Source organism: Thalassospira sp. MCCC 1A03138, from assembly GCF_002115785.1.
Lineage (GTDB): Bacteria > Pseudomonadota > Alphaproteobacteria > Rhodospirillales > Thalassospiraceae > Thalassospira.
Window position 1 is genome coordinate 108,219 of sequence record NZ_JFJY01000012.1, and the last position, 14,787, is coordinate 123,005.

Genomic DNA, 14,787 nt, shown 5'->3' on the forward strand with positions numbered 1-14,787 from the left:
ACAGCAGGAAGCAGACCATGTCTGAGCATCATCATAAAAAGCACCAGCATAATCACAGAACGTCGGATCAAGCAGAACATGCAACCGATCCTGTTTGCAGCATGTCGGTCACGCTGGATTCCGATACACCACGCTCACCGTACGGCGATGAGACATATTACTTCTGTTCCCAGAAATGTAAGAGCAAGTTCGATAGCTCTCCTGAAAGCGTATTATCCGCAAAGGAAGAGACATCTGCTGCAAACAGCGCTTCGTCATCCGCTTCTCGCCGCTACACCTGCCCGATGCATCCGGAGATCATACGATCCGAACCTGGTTCCTGTCCGATCTGCGGAATGGCACTGGAACCGATGGATATACCAACAGAAAATGAGGAACCAAACCCCGAGATTCAAGACTTCAAAAAGAGATTCTGGTTAGGCGCAGCTCTTACGGTGCCGCTGATTGTCCTAACGATGGGGCCCTTTGTTGGTTTGGGTTTCATCCGAGAAATGATTGGAGAACGCGTTACTCTTTGGGTTGAGTTAATTCTTGGAACGCCTGTCGTCCTGTGGTCTGGCTTCCCATTCATGGTTCGTGGATGGAATTCTGTGGTGAACCGTTCTCTCAACATGTTCACATTGATCGGGATGGGTGTTAGCGCAGCTTATATATTTAGCGTCGTCGCAGTGATTTCTCCTGACATTTTTCCTGATGGATTCAGAGATGCACAGGGACATGTCGGTGTGTACTTCGAAGCTGCAGCTGTCATCGTTGTACTTGTGCTTCTTGGCCAACTGTTGGAATTGGGGGCTCGGGAACGAACCGGTTCGGCAATCAAGGCGTTATTGGGTCTTGCTGCAAAAACAGCCCGCATTATTGAAGATGATGGTTCTGAACGGGAAGTTCCTCTTGAAGATGTGACCGTCGGAATGAGCTTGAGAGTTCGTCCAGGTGACAAGATACCTGTCGATGGCGTTGTCGTTGAAGGACGATCGTCAGTTGATGAATCCATGATCTCGGGTGAACCCGTTCCAATTGAAAAGAATCCAGATGATGATGTAACCGGAGCAACAATCAACGGGAATGGCAGCCTGATTATCCAAGCCAAACGGGTTGGCAAAGATACTGTCTTGAGCCAAATCGTTGATATGGTCTCTAATGCTCAGCGAAGCAAAGCGCCAATCCAAAAGGTTGCAGACACGGTTGCAGGCAAGTTTGTGCCTGCTGTTATCCTGGTTGCTTTAGTTGCCTTCGTCGCTTGGGCCATCTGGGGACCAGATCCGTCATTGTCATACGGGCTTGTCGCAGCAGTCGCTGTTCTGATCATTGCGTGTCCTTGCGCTCTTGGTTTGGCAACACCAATGTCAATCATGACCGCTACCGGTCGTGGTGCGCAAATTGGTGTGCTCATTAAAAATGCAGAGGCCCTGGAGCGATTAGCGAAGGTCGATGTGCTCATCGTCGATAAAACCGGGACTTTGACAGAGGGTAAACCGAAACTAGCAGGTGTAATCGCTCAATCAGACTATCAGGAGGAGGAAGTTCTCTCTGTCGCTGCGGCGCTCGAAAAAGGATCCGAACATCCATTGGCTGACGCCATTGTTAGTGCTGCTCAGGAGCGCGGCTTGTCCCTTGATAAGGCAGAGGACTTTGAAGCTGTAACCGGTCAGGGCGTCACCGGAAAGGTGGATGGCAAGTCGGTTGCCCTAGGTAATAGTAAACTCCTTCAGACTCTCAATATCGATCATTCTGCTGTTGATAAAACAGCAAATGATCGGCGAGATATGGGGGAGACGGTAATGCATGTCGTTATTGATGGAAGAATTGCCGGGCTCATTTCCGTAGCCGATCCGATCAAGGACACGACGTTGGAGGCTTTAAAGGCGCTCAAGAAGCAAGGCTTCAGAATCGTCATGGCAACCGGTGACAACCAACGAACAGCAAAATCCGTTGGCAATAAACTTTCCATTGACGAGATTCGGGCCGATGTCTCCCCAGAAGACAAAGCCAATTTAATTATGGAACTCAAGGCTGAAGGCCATCAGGTAGCCATGGCAGGTGATGGCGTCAACGACGCCCCTGCTCTTGCTCAGGCTGATGTCGGAATTGCGATGGGTACGGGCGCTGATGTTGCAATTGAAAGTGCTGGTTTCACCCTCGTCAAAGGTGACTTGAGCGGGATTGTTAGAGCCCGAGAACTCTCGGAAGCAACGATGCGCAATATCCGGCAAAACCTCTTCTTTGCGATGGTCTATAACGCAGCCGGTGTGCCTGTTGCTGCGGGTCTGCTCTATCCGTTCTTTGGCATTCTCATCTCACCAATGTTTGCAGCTGCAGCCATGAGCTTATCCTCGGTATCAGTCATTGCGAATGCACTGAGGTTACGTCGAGCAAGTTACTAGCATCCCAATATTGACTGATTGGGCGAGGGGTGAACCAGACAAGGCTGACTTTAATACAGGACAGTTCACCCCTCGCCCATTTTAAATGACATACCATCCAGCACTCAGAACTTTAAATCTCTTCTGATCCGTTCCCAAAATTCATCTGTCGACTTTTTACACTTGGTAGCCAGAAATCTATTTTCATCGAATTAGTGTTGATGCACTTATCTTCTAACCACCTATATAATTTGACTGAACAGTTTTTGTGTGAACAAAAATAATAATATATTTGTATTTACTCTTTTAAATCAAAGCTCTGAATAATAACAAACTATATTAAATGTAATATAAACAATGACGGATGCGCGATCGCGCGTAGCGACGAGGCGAAAGCGCTGGGAATCAAAATGGGCCAACCTTTGTTCGAGATCCGCGACCTGGTACGTCGGCATAATGTGATCGTCAAATCGAGCAACTATGCATTGTACGGCGATATCAGCCGTAGAGTGATGACACTGGTTGCGAGTGAGGTGCCTGACAGCGCGATTTACTCGATTGATGAAATATTCATCGACCTCGACAATATGTCGATTAATCACGATCAATGGGCGCGTGATTTAAAGGCGAAGATCCTGCGTGAAACAGGCATACCGGTAGGTATTGGCATATCCACGACAAAAACGCTGGCGAAGATCGCGAACCGCTTGGCAAAGAAATCATTCAAAGCTGATGGCGTACTGATGCTGAAGGATCAGAAGTGGATTGATCTCGCCCTCGAACGAACCGAAGCAGGCGATGTCTGGGGCGTGGGCCGAAAATTCGCCCAAAAGCTCGCCAGCATCGGAATTACCACTGCCCTTCAGCTCCGCGACATACCGGATCAGGCAGCACGACAAATGATGACAGTGGGTGGCTTGAAAACCGTGCGGGAGTTGCGCGGCATATGCTGCTCGGATCTCGATGACAGCCCGGCACAGCGGGAAACTGTGTGCGTGTCCCGATCATTTAGCAAAGAAATTGACGACAGGGAAATGTTGAAAGAGGCGCTTTTGTCTTTTGCCGGTCGGGCCTGCGCAAAACTGCGTCGTCTGGAACTGGTGGCGTGCCGGCTTCAGCTTTTTATTCTGAGCAACCGCTTCAGAAGTGATCGACCACAATTCTCGAAAGGGTGCGAGTTGACATTAACCCCCGCAAGCAACGACACCCGGCAGATCTGCAAGCATGTCGGCGAGAATATTGGTCGGATATGGCAAAACGGCCTTCAGATAAAAAAGGCGGGGATTTTGCTGCTGGATCTGTGTCGGCCGGAAGATGCGCCCAGAGATTTGTTTTCAGGTTCATGCAGAACGGAAAACCCTCTCATGCAGGCACTCGACCAGTTGGAAGTCCGGTTTGGCAAGGAAACAGTCATGACCGGGCGATTAGCCAGGAGAAGCGGCCCGGACTGGTTCATGACGACAGATAACAGATCCCCGAACTATACGACGCGATGGCAGGACATTCCGACAGTTCGATAGCCTTCAAGAAAAGGGGCACCTAATGTAAACCCCTTTTCTATCTTACCATAGCCAAGATTAAAATGATTAGGGAGTGCTTCGAAAATAACCGAAAGATCTAGGCTCCCTCCTGCCCCCCCATCTTCTTCTTCAGCTCATCAACAAATCGCTTTGCCCAAGGCGCACCACTCATCACGACATCCGGATCTAGTGCTCCAAGCAATTTAAAGGAATGCTGCCCCTTGCCATATTGAGACTTAGTTCTGCAATCTTTAGTAGCCTCAGAGAGAGATTGGAACACCTGCGCCTTCCTCACTTTTTCCGATGGATTCTGAACTGAGGGCAGCTTGCCTGCCTTGAAATCCTGACCGAAGAAGTCCTTCAAGCATTTTCGATCCACCAAAAACCAGCTTTCCATACATTGGGTCATCAAGTGGCAATCAGTGTCCTTCACACCGTCTGGCTTGTCCCATCCGTCCCCTTCGCGAAGCTTCAAATGTTTCCAAGGCTGCCAAGTATCCGGATTCCCTGCCTCATGTTGAGGTGATACTTCAGTTTCACTGTCTACAAGCAGAACGGCATCTTCACCGTTTGAGACCGCCGTACAGTAGGACTCATAAGCATTCTGACGACCACCACAGGCAACTATGCGAGGTTTTTTTCCATCAAAACCTGCTTTACTAAGAAAGTTTGAGAAACTTTGGCGACATTCGGCTTTTAGCGCTGAGACGTCGCCTCCCCCCTCTACATATAACTTTACAGTTACCACCGTGTTCCCCCAATTTCACCACGCGTCCAAAGCTGGCCTAATCTGTACTTTTCTAACCAAGGCTTCAGTTTTTCGGCATTAAGACGCGTTAAAGAGGTTCCACTGTCGGTTTTCTCCGCAACAAGAACTGACTCCGGAGTATCTGACATGGCATCAACCAATACATCGGAGTGAGTCGTAACAATAAGCTGCGTACGGTTCGATGCCTCTTTAAGAAGCTCCGCCAACTTAGGTAAAACATCTGGATGTAACCCGAGCTCCGGCTCCTCAATACATATTAACGGAGGAGGATTTGGATGACACAAGATAGCTAACATGCAGAGATATCGAAGTGTTCCGTCGGAAAGCCTCGTTGCCGGAATTGTAAAACGTCCCTCATGAAAGAATACCTGTACCGTCCCGCCCTCAATCTGCACATCGAAGTCATCAATTCCGTCATAAAGGACACGCAAAGCATCAAGGAGTTTCCTTTTCATCTCCGGCTCCCTGCGAAGGCGATTCAGAACCAATCCAAGATTACTACAATCAGCCTCTAATAAATCATTTGGCAAATCAGCCTTCTGCGCTAAACGAGGAGGGGTGTAACGGCCAAAACTCCACTCTCTATAAAGACGCATCTTGGCGAAGTTATTGCCCAGAAAAGTGAGTTCAGGGTATTGGTCAGGGTCTTTACGTTGTGAGAGAATTGAAGCCGTTGGATCAATCTCCTCGTACTGCAAACGTCGCTCATTCCCCTTCACGTTGAGGACCCCATGACCGTTCTCAAAGTGGTAATAAAAATAAGGCTTCTCGTGACCCGCATCAGGCTTCTCGTTCTCAATTCTCTCATCAAGAATTTCGAACCGCTGTCCGACCTCAGTAAAGCTTAAAACATATCGTAGATTTGTCGGTCCTTTGGGATATTCAAAAACTGCATCAATTGTTGCAACGGGAAGTTTCTTTATAGCCCCTTTCCAGAGCCAATCACGCACACCTCCACCATCGCGAATTGGTGTAAGCAGTTCCTTTGGCGCAGATCGAATTAACTCAATCGCTTCGATCAGATTAGACTTTCCAGAACCATTTGGACCGACTACGACGTTTAACGGCCGGAGTTGGATCGCTTCGCTTGAAGTTCCATAGCTTAAGAACCCGGTCAAATTAATGGATTTGAGCAAATTAATTTCCTCCAATCAGTGCAATGCCGTTAAGTTCGGTCATATGCGGATTCCCTCTTATTAAAAAAGCACTCAAAGCAAACCGCCAGAACAAAAGTATTCGGACATTTTGCGGGCTCGAGTTCAAATGACTGGAAAATGTCTCGACACGATCGCCGTCGACAGAAAGCAGCATTCATCGTCTTACAGACTATTGTTCAGAGCTCCTCGGAGCCCATCCCTGATATTCAGTGTGTCGCTTTTTAATGCCAGCATAAACTGCAAAAATCAGCAGGAGAAGCAAGAGCATCGCGGGAGAGTCGAAAAGGATTGCAATGGTAACGACAAAAATGCCTAGAAAAATCATCGGGGCAAGTACCGAGCCTTTCAGATAAACCTTGTAAGCCCCACACATATGGCAAGTTGTAGCACCGGGGTTCAGTTCGGATTTGCAGTGAGGACAAAGTTCTTCCCGGCCGATAATCGGCTTCACCTCTGAACCAGCCATAGAATAGCCACGAGCCCTATTGTGCAACTGGTCCAGCTTTAGCTCGTTTATCAAACGATCCTTGTCAAAGGAGCAACCATATTGCTCTGCAAGAGCAACCAGTTCGGCCGGATCAATACATGCGTTATGGGTTGTACCTTCCTCAATCAATGGCGTAGCAGCCCCGCGCTCGAAAACCTGCAGAAAAAAGGTTTGGAGTGGATTGTCCCACCCGATCGCGACTTCGTATTTTCCTGAGTCCAGGGTGCAGCGGCTCATTTCGTATTACTCATTACAGGATGTTCTATCGATAGAATTTGGCGTACATCGCATCTATAACAGCGTCGGTTCTGCCAATCTTGCGCATGTGCTCCACTATCCACATGGGAACAACACTTTCCCGCTTAACCCCTCGCAGCTGAATGTGTAGTTCCTTCCATTTTTCCGGGACAGGAGCATCACTTCCCTTCGTCACCCAACTCTCAAACTCTTTACGGTCATCTCCCTGCAGCGCATTCCATAGAATTGTTCTCGCCGGGGTCCAAGCAGTAGGAGCAAAGGCTCCATTATCGGTGTCAGACATAATTCGCCCTCTGGCTTAATACTAGAATTATGCAAAGCATGAAATCGTGGCGTCTCATACTGCAAAGTGGGTACAGCTTTAGTTTCCCACTGACCTCAAGTTATCTTTTTTCGTTTAGCCAAGCCTTAAACTACAAACGGAGTTAACAACATTCCCAAAGCAGTCAGCCATATATTACACGGCTATTGACACGGAAATTGGTCCCGAAGTCCGATATAAAGCACCATTGGAACAAACGCCGAATCAATTTCAGGATTACTAGGCCTCTTCGCCGTGACCGCGTTGTAAATTATCGAATAAAGACCGTTATGGTCCAAATATAGTTCATCTGGAATGCAGAATTTTGGATCCCCAGAGTATTTATTAGCAATAAACACCCCCTCAAATACACCTTGCAAGTAATCTATAATTTGTGCCTTTTGGGGTGTCATTTGAGAATCTGAATAAATCGAGAAAAATTGACCCACACGAATTGAAGCATCGGCATTTCTTGATATTCCAACAACAAACAACGACACGATAAAAATCGCTTTTATCAACTGAAAAGTAGCCTTAACTATCGACTTTTCTATATAATATTTTCTCATCACATCTTTCTCAGCAGAGGAAAACGGCTGGCAGCACTCAGGGGTTAATTAAGCGGAAAAAATGTTCCCTGAAGAGGCAGCACCAATCTGTCGGTGATTTCAATTCTAGACCCAATCCTCTTTGATGTGCCTTTCTTCGATATAACCTCAACCTCTCTGGATAGAGCCAATTCCTTAATTGCGGAGAACAGATCTTCGTTGGTTGCGGCAGTCCGATTGCCGATCATTCTTAAAAAATGCTCCACGGGTAACTGGCGTTCTTTCATATGTATGCTGATCTCTCGGGGTACCTCCCCCAATAATTCTTGGATCATTTTTTGTTTATCGTGTGCGGCAAAGTTAAACAGAGCATCCTTTGCCTCCAACAATCGAGTATCAAACCCCAATGAAAACAAGCTTCCTCTTCCTAAATGCCTGAAACTGTTTTGTGCCTGCCAATGTACTCCGAGCATTTTATCTCTCGCAGCTTGGTGCCGGGACAGGTGCGCAAACATCATCCAGCGGCTGTCTGTTGGCGACCAAAGCATGAAAGGGGTGAAGTAATCGGCCCCGGATCCCATTTGAATGTTCGCCATCAGAGCACGCTGAGAAATCAACCTTCCCAATGCGGGGTCGTGCTTATTTGCATTCCACTCAGCAATAAAATGATCGTCTATCCCGAGTTGGCGATACCGCTCCAAAGTGGAGGAGTCTTGCTGGAGATAATTTAGAACACCATCAATGGCAAAAGTCAGAAGAACTTCAGGGCGTTCAAGTTGGGAAAATATTAATCTGATGCTTTCCATCGGCACGTCAGTGTAGCCAAACTGGTCCAACACAAAAATGGACCGTCCTGCACGCTGGACTGCTTTAATTGAGGTCAATATGTCGGGAAGTTCCTCTGAGAACTTTCCCTTAATAACAGTTATTTCTCGCCCAATTTGAGGAGAAAAACCCTCATGATGTAGCCGCTCATAAAGGGCGTCTATATGGTTCTTTTTATCGTCAATGAAGAAAAAACGGGCGTTAATCTCTAATGGTTTCTTGCGGTTGCGGTTGAGCCGTTCTCTGGCACGTTCGACTGCATGCAAAAGAACTAGCGGGCTACCATCTGCAATTTCATCTCCATTTTGATACGCTCCACCACCAGCAAAACCATCAACCAAAGTGATATTTAGGCAATCCAGCCTAGGATCTGAAACAACCGTATCAAAGTACACATCAAGATAGTCTCTGAGCACGTCCAGCTTTCTGAGGGTGTGCCTCTCAATTCCAGGAAGCGGTGCCCCCGGTCTCCAGCTGAAATTATCCTGCATTTTCCCGTCCGCTAAGAAGTCATCCCCATTGGCATCCTCCCCTGCTCCGGCAGGCTGGAAACACAACCTACGGCGCAGATACCATATCCACTAATATAGGGAAAATTTGTAGAAGACGACTCTAAATAGCAAATGCTTGTGGAGGCATGTAATCCCAAGTGCGTCCACGATAAGTGCGACCATTCGCCTTTTTAGGGCGTTTTTTATTGTCTGCCCCCCAAGTTCCCCATTGTTTGAAAAAGAAAGCTGTATCGTGAATGCTACACTGATCATAAATCTGATCAATCCATTCCTCGCGGATCGGCCGGGCATTAGGACCGCTCTCCCCGCCTACAATTGCCCAGTGAATATCATGCAGGTCAATGTTCCCTACGGGGCCGATCAAGGGCTCAAATGAAATAAAACGAATTGCGGCAGGCACCTTGCGAAGCGCACCAGCTCTGTTAGTCACTTTGGCATTCTCAATGCTAGTCCCCAGCCAAACATTTGGAAGAGGCTGTTTCTTCCATCCAATTAACAGATCATGCATCCGCTCCGGACGCTTGGTTAGAATCTGATAATGGTGATGTGGTGTGGCTGCCATAATCTCCCATACTTGCTCAACGAATCTGTCACTTACAGCATCATGAAACAAATCACTCATGGAGTTTACAAATATCTTGCGCGGCTTTTTCCAGGAAAGAGGTGTTTGCAACGATCCATGATCCTCATGAATCTTTCCCGTCCAAACAGGTTGACCATTTACTGTTCGCGTAAGGCCTGAATATTTTTCCATCCCCATCGCTTCGAGGCGCTTGGCCATCCTCATCGCATAACAGTTAGTGCAACCGGCCGACATAACCGAACAGCCTGCAACCGGATTCCACGTCGCATCGGTCCATTCAATTTCTGTTTCTGCCATTGCCGTCCCCCAAATACCTTCATCCAACTAAAAAAACAAACCGGCAATATCTTGCCGGAAATCAGTAAATCAAACGTGTCTATCAGAGATAGACTGTAACCAAAAATTGCAATCCTCCTTGCAATTCGGTCAGTAGACGAACCAAATACTAGTATCCATGCACGCCGAAAACAGCACTAATAAGAAACTTTAAAAATGCTGTATTTATACTAATTCAATACCGTTTTTATTATAAATCTTTGGCTTTTTCCAGTATCGCCCAACGGATGAAATTGTTCTTGGAGCGACCGGCTTTCTCAGCAGCCTCCTCAAGGATTTCCCATTCAGCCTGATTGAATGGAAGGCTGATTGCCTTATAATCTCGTTTCTTGCCGGGAGCCTTCGGCGGTCGCCCCATGCGGCCGGGCTTGGCAACATCATCCACCCGGCTCGCAAATTCTTCGATCTTCTCGGGATCAACGTTAGGGATTTCCGCGTTCTTCTGCTCGCGTCGTTTGACCATCAGAATATCCTTTGCATGAGAGCATTGATCTCAGAAGCCGCTTTGGGATTGTCCATCTCGACGACACCACGTCCCTCCGGCAGGGCATCCCGATAAACCTTGCGCTCACAGATAACCTCTGCAAGCAACTTGATCTCGGGAAAGTCTGCCAGATATTCGCGGGCCTCTTCGCGTTCACGAATGACTGGATTGGTCGGCACCATCGTCATCAGGCCATGGACCTCAAGCCCGGGATTGAAGTCGCGCGCCTCGACAATGATTTTTTGCAGGTCATCCAATGTATCGAGATCCGCATTCGAGGGCTTGAACGGCACGATCAGCTTATGGGCAGCTGTCATGCCTGTGCGAAGCTCCCGGCTGTCCTTGCCTGCGGCATCGACAATTACATACTCATATCGATTATTCAGATCGATCAGGGTATCGCGAATGTTATCGTATTTCTGGATGCAGTGAACCTTGGGAAGGTCCGGATTTTCGTCCCGGTCCGTCACCCATTTGGCTGCGGTGCTTTGTCGATCGGCATCAACCAGCACAACATCTTTTCCCTGCTTTGCGAGAGCGGCACAAACATTTACCGCTGTCGTCGATTTTCCACATCCGCCCTTGCGACTTCCAAACATGACAATCACAGCATTGCTCCTGCATTAAATCAATACATAATCGGTATTGGAAATATGTTTATTAGGTACCAGTTCGGTGATTAATGGTGAGGACTGCACGAGCCGGCCTCGCCGGTTCTGGCAGCGGTGAAACTGATCGGTCATCAGGTTCCGGATTTGCTTTCTTGCGTCGCATCTTTTCAAAGCGGCCCAAGGCAATCTTCCGGGCATGTTCGCGATTGTCATCCGACACAGGATCATCCACAGATCCGTCAAGGCGATATCTGTGACTGCCATCAAGCCCCAAGGCCATCTGGTATCCGGTCGCCCCGGTATATCTTTGTAAGGCCAGTTTCAACTCGACAGGTGTTGTGTCGGCTTTCGCCAGGTCGTCAAAGAGAGCGCGAACGCCAATCTGAAACGGCTTGATCTGGTCTGACAATGTTGCAGGCAGGATTGAAATCTCCTCTCGCAACAAGGATTGCAGCTCTTGTGCGGCCCTTAGCTCAAATGCCCTCGCCGTGATCTTTCGATCTGCTGACCAGATTGAACTCTGGGACTTCTTGTGTTCGGTCACTTTGACCTCCATTCGAACCCGCATTGAAAATGTTCTTAAAAAATACCGTTAAAGTATCTTATTGATATTTAATTGATACTTATTCAATACTATAAACATACTGCAATTGCAGCCTGTCGCAAGCACTAATTCGGTACTAAATAAGTATTTTTTCAATGTTTTTTTCTGCCGTCAAAAAATGCGCCGATCATTCAGACACATTGCACCATCCGCCTCGCTTGCCGCCGTCGTAAGGGCGCGCCACTCCATCCCCGATCAGCAGATCATGCAGCCAGATATTGCCGATTGCGACCCAAGCGACCACACGGCCGCCATACCTGCCCCACTCGGGATTGCAGAATTGAACAGGGGTATTTGTCAGGTCTGCTTGATCCAGTAACGCGCGCACTCGATTACGCGCCGCTATGGCTGCGGATTTTTCCGCCTCACATGCTCCCCGGATCTCGGGCGTGTCGATGCCGGCTACGCGGACTGACATTCTTGCTATCGGATCAGGCAGCCCCGGCATCTGGATATAGATCGTATCGCCATCATAGGCGTAGCTGCCTTTGCTTTCGCGCAACGGCCATTGATAGCAATTGTAAGCGCTGGCATCGGCGGGGCCGCCACCACAAACCGAAACCAGAAAAAGACCTAATAAGTATTTATTCAATACCAATTTAGTTCTGCTTCGATATTTATTTGGTCTGGTATCCGCACCACGCTTGGGATGATTGCCAGAAAACACACATTCCCTCGCGCATGTCAGAACCGGCAAAATTTTGCCGGTTATCCTTGATACCATTCCTGTTTTACTCATACCGTTCCCTCTTTGCCGACGGGGGCATAGTTCGCCCCGCTACATGCTTCTTCACCACAAACAAGCTTAAGTTCCGGTTTACCCCAGACTTGGGATAAACAGGATGGGCAGCGATATTTGACGCGATTGGAGCCGTTTTCTTTGATGGTGGGGTTCACAGCGGCGAGAGCGCCAGCATTGGCGCAACCGCCTCTCTCGACAGAGACCGGTTCAATTGGTGGAAAACGATCGAACCAGGACAAGGTATATTCTGTCGTCATCAGATCCGCGCAAGCACGATCAAAAAGGCCGTCATCGATGATGTAATGTGTCATCTGCTCACCAACCCTTCGACCGCCCGGTTCCCCCGTATTGCTGGGCATCAAGCCGATCCGCTCCATGAAGTCGGCCCATTGATGGTTATGGTATCCACGACGGCCCGGCTTGCCGTAATGGTATTGCCACTGATGCACCATTTCATGCACGAGGGTCGAAAGTGTTTCCCGGATCGTTCTGGCAACGAAGTAACTCGGGTTCATCGCAATCTCGGCGGTAAGCTCTCCTGTCTCCCCACAAACTAACCGGTCGTGGGAATAATAACCATAGGTCCTCTTGTTCCGCTGAAGCGTGATCAGACAGGCCGGAAGCTTGCCGTCAAATATCCTGGCATTGAAATGATCGAAGGCAGCCTGAAGCTCGGCATAGGTTTCGACCGTGGGCGTCTGGATCGAACTGACCGGATGAATGTTACCCATTGCCACCTCCCAGCGCGGGGAGATAGCGCGTTGCCCGATCCATGAATTGGGTTTCAGCCTTCTGCGGGCTCCAGGGCAGCATGTATTCCGGGTAGGGTTGTGTTTCTCCCGGCCGGAAATCCCTGACCACCAGCTGATCGACAGCATCACGGTATTCAGTCGCCTTCAGCCGGTGATCGATCTCTTCGATCTGAGCGCAGATCTCCGACGGACACGGCCATTCAAGACCGGCCGCAAGTGTGAATTTTCGCCGGATCGGCATGACGACATGGGTTTCAAACTTGTCCCAGATACCCAGCTCTCGCATTCGGTGCTTGATCGGCGTAATCAGATCCCCGGTTTCATCTTCCTCGATGTCATGGAGGAGGATGTAACTTTTCACTTCCAGCGGGGCACGATCGCAAGCATCGACCAGATGCTGTGCAACGGTTACGTCACTGGCACCATTCCAGCGGCGGAGCCGGGAGAGGGCGCGGGCTTTCGCCTGAAACATTGCGATACGCCCAACGCGAGTGTGGGGTAGGCCGCACTCAGGTGAAACCAGATCAAGCATAGCCGCCCTCCTGACTTTCAAGGGCGCGAAGGCTATGGCGCACCGTATCCCGCAGGCGAGCAGCTTTGAGCATGGAATAGAGATAGCTGGCTGGATCTCGAACGCCTTGCCGATCGACAGCGACGACAACAGCCGCGAGTGCCGCCCATCCGTGTTTGTCAAGCGCCACGCGCCAGACAGCTGGCCTGAGTTTCACCTGATTGGTGAGGATCCATCTAACCGCGGACACGACGGACTGGATTGCGGCACCAGAGGGCTCCGGGCCGACCAATTCGCAAAGTTCTGCTGCGCTAAGCTGCTTTTGAAGGGACGGGGACGCCTGAACCATCAGGAACAGGATCTCCGTATCCACATCAATGTCGGAAATCGAATTGTTCGATCCCTGCCCAAGCGTAGCTTGCGAAGCCCCGCTTTGTACAAGGTTCGAAGAACCGGGATTTAGCTTGTAGGATTTACGGTGGACAGAAGAGTCCTCCCCCCCGGACTCTTTTTGCTCTTTGTTCTGACTGTCCTGTGCCTTCTTGCGGGCTTCCAGTCGCGCCAGATCGTCACGTTCCTGCCTCTTGCGTTCACGAGACGCTTCTATTTTTTCTTCAAGGAAGTTTTCCGCCTGTCGCAACTCATAGAGCCGAGCTGCAACCGGGCGCAGATCGATGCCGGCATTGCCTGAAGCACGGGTATTCGTCTCTGTGTAACGGCGAATAATCCAGTGATTGGCTTCAAGCAGGGCCAAAGCTCTGCGGATCGATCGTTCATTCTTGCCAGTGATTTCGGCAAGACGCTTGTTTCCAGGGAATACGGTGAGCCTTCCGGAGCGCCATGCTTTTTCGTCATAGACATGCTCTATCAGAACAATAAGCAGACGAACGGAAAGGTCTGTGAGGCAGGGTGATCTCTGGGCAATGGCACGAGAGACCAGCCCGACGACGGATGCTGTCGTGACATCGTTTGTGCCGTTAAAGCTGTCTGCGAGAGACAAGAGGTCCTTATAGGTATCTGTCCGTTCGGCGATACCTGTCCGGATTGCCTCCCAACCGGCATTGCAGCCGGATATGGATTCGGTCGTTGTCATTCATCTTCGGCGAAGGCATAAAATCGCGATGTTTTGGCGCATTTGCGCTTGACAAAGCGGTCCCGTCACCTAAACTGAAACCCATATTTGACGTGGGCAGTTTAAGCCTTTCAAAGACCCGTTGGTGCCAGCCGACGGGTTTTTTGCTGTTTATAAGCTATTGAAATCGTTGGGATAAAATAGCCTCGTAGGCGCCGCCTCCTCTATAGGGCGACGCCTCCGGGCATTTTTCTCTTGTCGGTAGAATCCCTGGAGTCTATATCTAAGACTTTCCAAGGAAGAGAAAAGTGGTTGCGGGGACAGGATTTGAACCTGCGACCTTCAGGTTATG

General features: G+C 49.3%; 16 protein-coding genes. 2 read left to right on the plus strand and 14 right to left on the minus strand.

Features of this window, described 5'->3' with window-relative positions:
* Positions 1 to 17 precede the first annotated feature (17 nt).
* Together TH468_RS19735 and TH468_RS19740 are read left to right on the plus strand one after the other, a co-directional pair.
* Positions 18 to 2,384, plus strand: coding sequence for a heavy metal translocating P-type ATPase (locus tag TH468_RS19735; RefSeq protein ID WP_074624822.1), 2,367 nt, complete (start codon positions 18 to 20; stop codon positions 2,382 to 2,384).
* 329 nt (positions 2,385 to 2,713) lie between these two features.
* A complete protein-coding gene (locus tag TH468_RS19740; RefSeq protein WP_331710489.1) occupies positions 2,714 to 3,883 on the plus strand; it encodes a Y-family DNA polymerase in 1,170 nt (389 codons plus the stop codon).
* 97 nt (positions 3,884 to 3,980) lie between these two features.
* On the opposite strand, the gene TH468_RS19745 is transcribed toward TH468_RS19740, so the two are convergent.
* The 14 genes from TH468_RS19745 to TH468_RS19810 all read right to left on the minus strand — a co-directional run bounded on the left by TH468_RS19745 (position 3,981) and on the right by TH468_RS19810 (position 14,456).
* A complete protein-coding gene (locus TH468_RS19745) occupies positions 3,981 to 4,631 on the minus strand; it encodes a DUF4276 family protein (protein WP_063093956.1) in 651 nt (216 codons plus the stop codon).
* Positions 4,625 to 5,788: an AAA family ATPase gene (locus TH468_RS19750; protein ID WP_063093970.1), complete on the minus strand. Its 1,164-nt coding sequence runs from the start codon at positions 5,786 to 5,788 to the stop codon at positions 4,625 to 4,627. Before TH468_RS19750 ends, TH468_RS19745 begins: the two co-directional genes overlap by 7 nt.
* Positions 5,789 to 5,978: 190 nt before the next feature.
* Positions 5,979 to 6,533 (minus strand): hypothetical protein, encoded by a 555-nt coding sequence (locus TH468_RS19755; protein WP_063093958.1) that lies wholly within the window; start codon positions 6,531 to 6,533, stop codon positions 5,979 to 5,981.
* A 25-nt stretch (positions 6,534 to 6,558) separates the two neighbouring features.
* The gene (locus tag TH468_RS19760) at positions 6,559 to 6,837 is read right to left on the minus strand and encodes a hypothetical protein (RefSeq protein WP_063093960.1); all 279 of its coding nucleotides are present in this window, start codon (positions 6,835 to 6,837) and stop codon (positions 6,559 to 6,561) included.
* A 182-nt stretch (positions 6,838 to 7,019) separates the two neighbouring features.
* Positions 7,020 to 7,424: a hypothetical protein gene (locus TH468_RS19765; RefSeq protein ID WP_063093962.1), complete on the minus strand. Its 405-nt coding sequence runs from the start codon at positions 7,422 to 7,424 to the stop codon at positions 7,020 to 7,022.
* Between the two features lie 44 nt (positions 7,425 to 7,468).
* On the minus strand, positions 7,469 to 8,719 hold the full coding sequence (gene tcmP / locus TH468_RS19770) for a three-Cys-motif partner protein TcmP (RefSeq protein ID WP_063093964.1): 1,251 nt from the start codon (positions 8,717 to 8,719) through the stop codon (positions 7,469 to 7,471).
* A gap of 121 nt (positions 8,720 to 8,840) precedes the next feature.
* Positions 8,841 to 9,620, minus strand: a complete 780-nt coding sequence (locus tag TH468_RS19775) for a DUF5131 family protein (RefSeq protein WP_063093966.1) — start codon at positions 9,618 to 9,620, stop codon at positions 8,841 to 8,843.
* A 229-nt stretch (positions 9,621 to 9,849) separates the two neighbouring features.
* Positions 9,850 to 10,122 carry a hypothetical protein gene (locus tag TH468_RS19780; protein ID WP_063114488.1) on the minus strand — a complete coding sequence of 91 codons (273 nt, stop codon included), beginning with the start codon at positions 10,120 to 10,122 and terminating at the stop codon, positions 9,850 to 9,852.
* The gene (locus TH468_RS19785) at positions 10,122 to 10,742 is read right to left on the minus strand and encodes a division plane positioning ATPase MipZ (protein ID WP_223305253.1); all 621 of its coding nucleotides are present in this window, start codon (positions 10,740 to 10,742) and stop codon (positions 10,122 to 10,124) included. The genes TH468_RS19780 and TH468_RS19785 overlap by 1 nt, the downstream gene beginning before the upstream one ends.
* A 61-nt stretch (positions 10,743 to 10,803) precedes the next feature.
* Positions 10,804 to 11,298, minus strand: coding sequence for a ProQ/FINO family protein (locus TH468_RS19790; RefSeq protein WP_158526692.1), 495 nt, complete (start codon positions 11,296 to 11,298; stop codon positions 10,804 to 10,806).
* Positions 11,299 to 11,485: 187 nt separating this feature from the next.
* Positions 11,486 to 12,097: a thermonuclease family protein gene (locus TH468_RS19795; protein ID WP_071239504.1), complete on the minus strand. Its 612-nt coding sequence runs from the start codon at positions 12,095 to 12,097 to the stop codon at positions 11,486 to 11,488.
* Positions 12,094 to 12,831: a SprT-like domain-containing protein gene (locus tag TH468_RS19800; protein WP_063095375.1), complete on the minus strand. Its 738-nt coding sequence runs from the start codon at positions 12,829 to 12,831 to the stop codon at positions 12,094 to 12,096. Before TH468_RS19800 ends, TH468_RS19795 begins: the two co-directional genes overlap by 4 nt.
* The gene (locus tag TH468_RS19805) at positions 12,824 to 13,384 is read right to left on the minus strand and encodes a hypothetical protein (protein ID WP_063095376.1); all 561 of its coding nucleotides are present in this window, start codon (positions 13,382 to 13,384) and stop codon (positions 12,824 to 12,826) included. Before TH468_RS19805 ends, TH468_RS19800 begins: the two co-directional genes overlap by 8 nt.
* Entirely contained in the window at positions 13,377 to 14,456 is a 1,080-nt protein-coding gene (locus TH468_RS19810; RefSeq protein WP_065702104.1) for a helix-turn-helix domain-containing protein, read from the minus strand. The genes TH468_RS19805 and TH468_RS19810 overlap by 8 nt, the downstream gene beginning before the upstream one ends.
* Positions 14,457 to 14,787 lie beyond the last annotated feature (331 nt).

Coding starts and splice junctions, on each gene's coding strand:
- TH468_RS19775 (WP_063093966.1), bottom strand. CDS start 9,620: ATGGCAGAAACAGAAATTGAATGGACCGATGCGACGTGGAATCCGGTT.
- TH468_RS19765 (WP_063093962.1), bottom strand. CDS start 7,424: ATGAGAAAATATTATATAGAAAAGTCGATAGTTAAGGCTACTTTTCAG.
- TH468_RS19805 (WP_063095376.1), bottom strand. CDS start 13,384: ATGCTTGATCTGGTTTCACCTGAGTGCGGCCTACCCCACACTCGCGTT.
- TH468_RS19800 (WP_063095375.1), bottom strand. CDS start 12,831: ATGGGTAACATTCATCCGGTCAGTTCGATCCAGACGCCCACGGTCGAA.
- TH468_RS19810 (WP_065702104.1), bottom strand. CDS start 14,456: ATGACAACGACCGAATCCATATCCGGCTGCAATGCCGGTTGGGAGGCA.
- tcmP (WP_063093964.1), bottom strand. CDS start 8,719: ATGCAGGATAATTTCAGCTGGAGACCGGGGGCACCGCTTCCTGGAATT.
- TH468_RS19760 (WP_063093960.1), bottom strand. CDS start 6,837: ATGTCTGACACCGATAATGGAGCCTTTGCTCCTACTGCTTGGACCCCG.
- TH468_RS19785 (WP_223305253.1), bottom strand. CDS start 10,742: ATGTTTGGAAGTCGCAAGGGCGGATGTGGAAAATCGACGACAGCGGTA.
- TH468_RS19755 (WP_063093958.1), bottom strand. CDS start 6,533: ATGAGCCGCTGCACCCTGGACTCAGGAAAATACGAAGTCGCGATCGGG.
- TH468_RS19780 (WP_063114488.1), bottom strand. CDS start 10,122: ATGGTCAAACGACGCGAGCAGAAGAACGCGGAAATCCCTAACGTTGAT.
- TH468_RS19735 (WP_074624822.1), top strand. CDS start 18: ATGTCTGAGCATCATCATAAAAAGCACCAGCATAATCACAGAACGTCG.
- TH468_RS19795 (WP_071239504.1), bottom strand. CDS start 12,097: ATGAGTAAAACAGGAATGGTATCAAGGATAACCGGCAAAATTTTGCCG.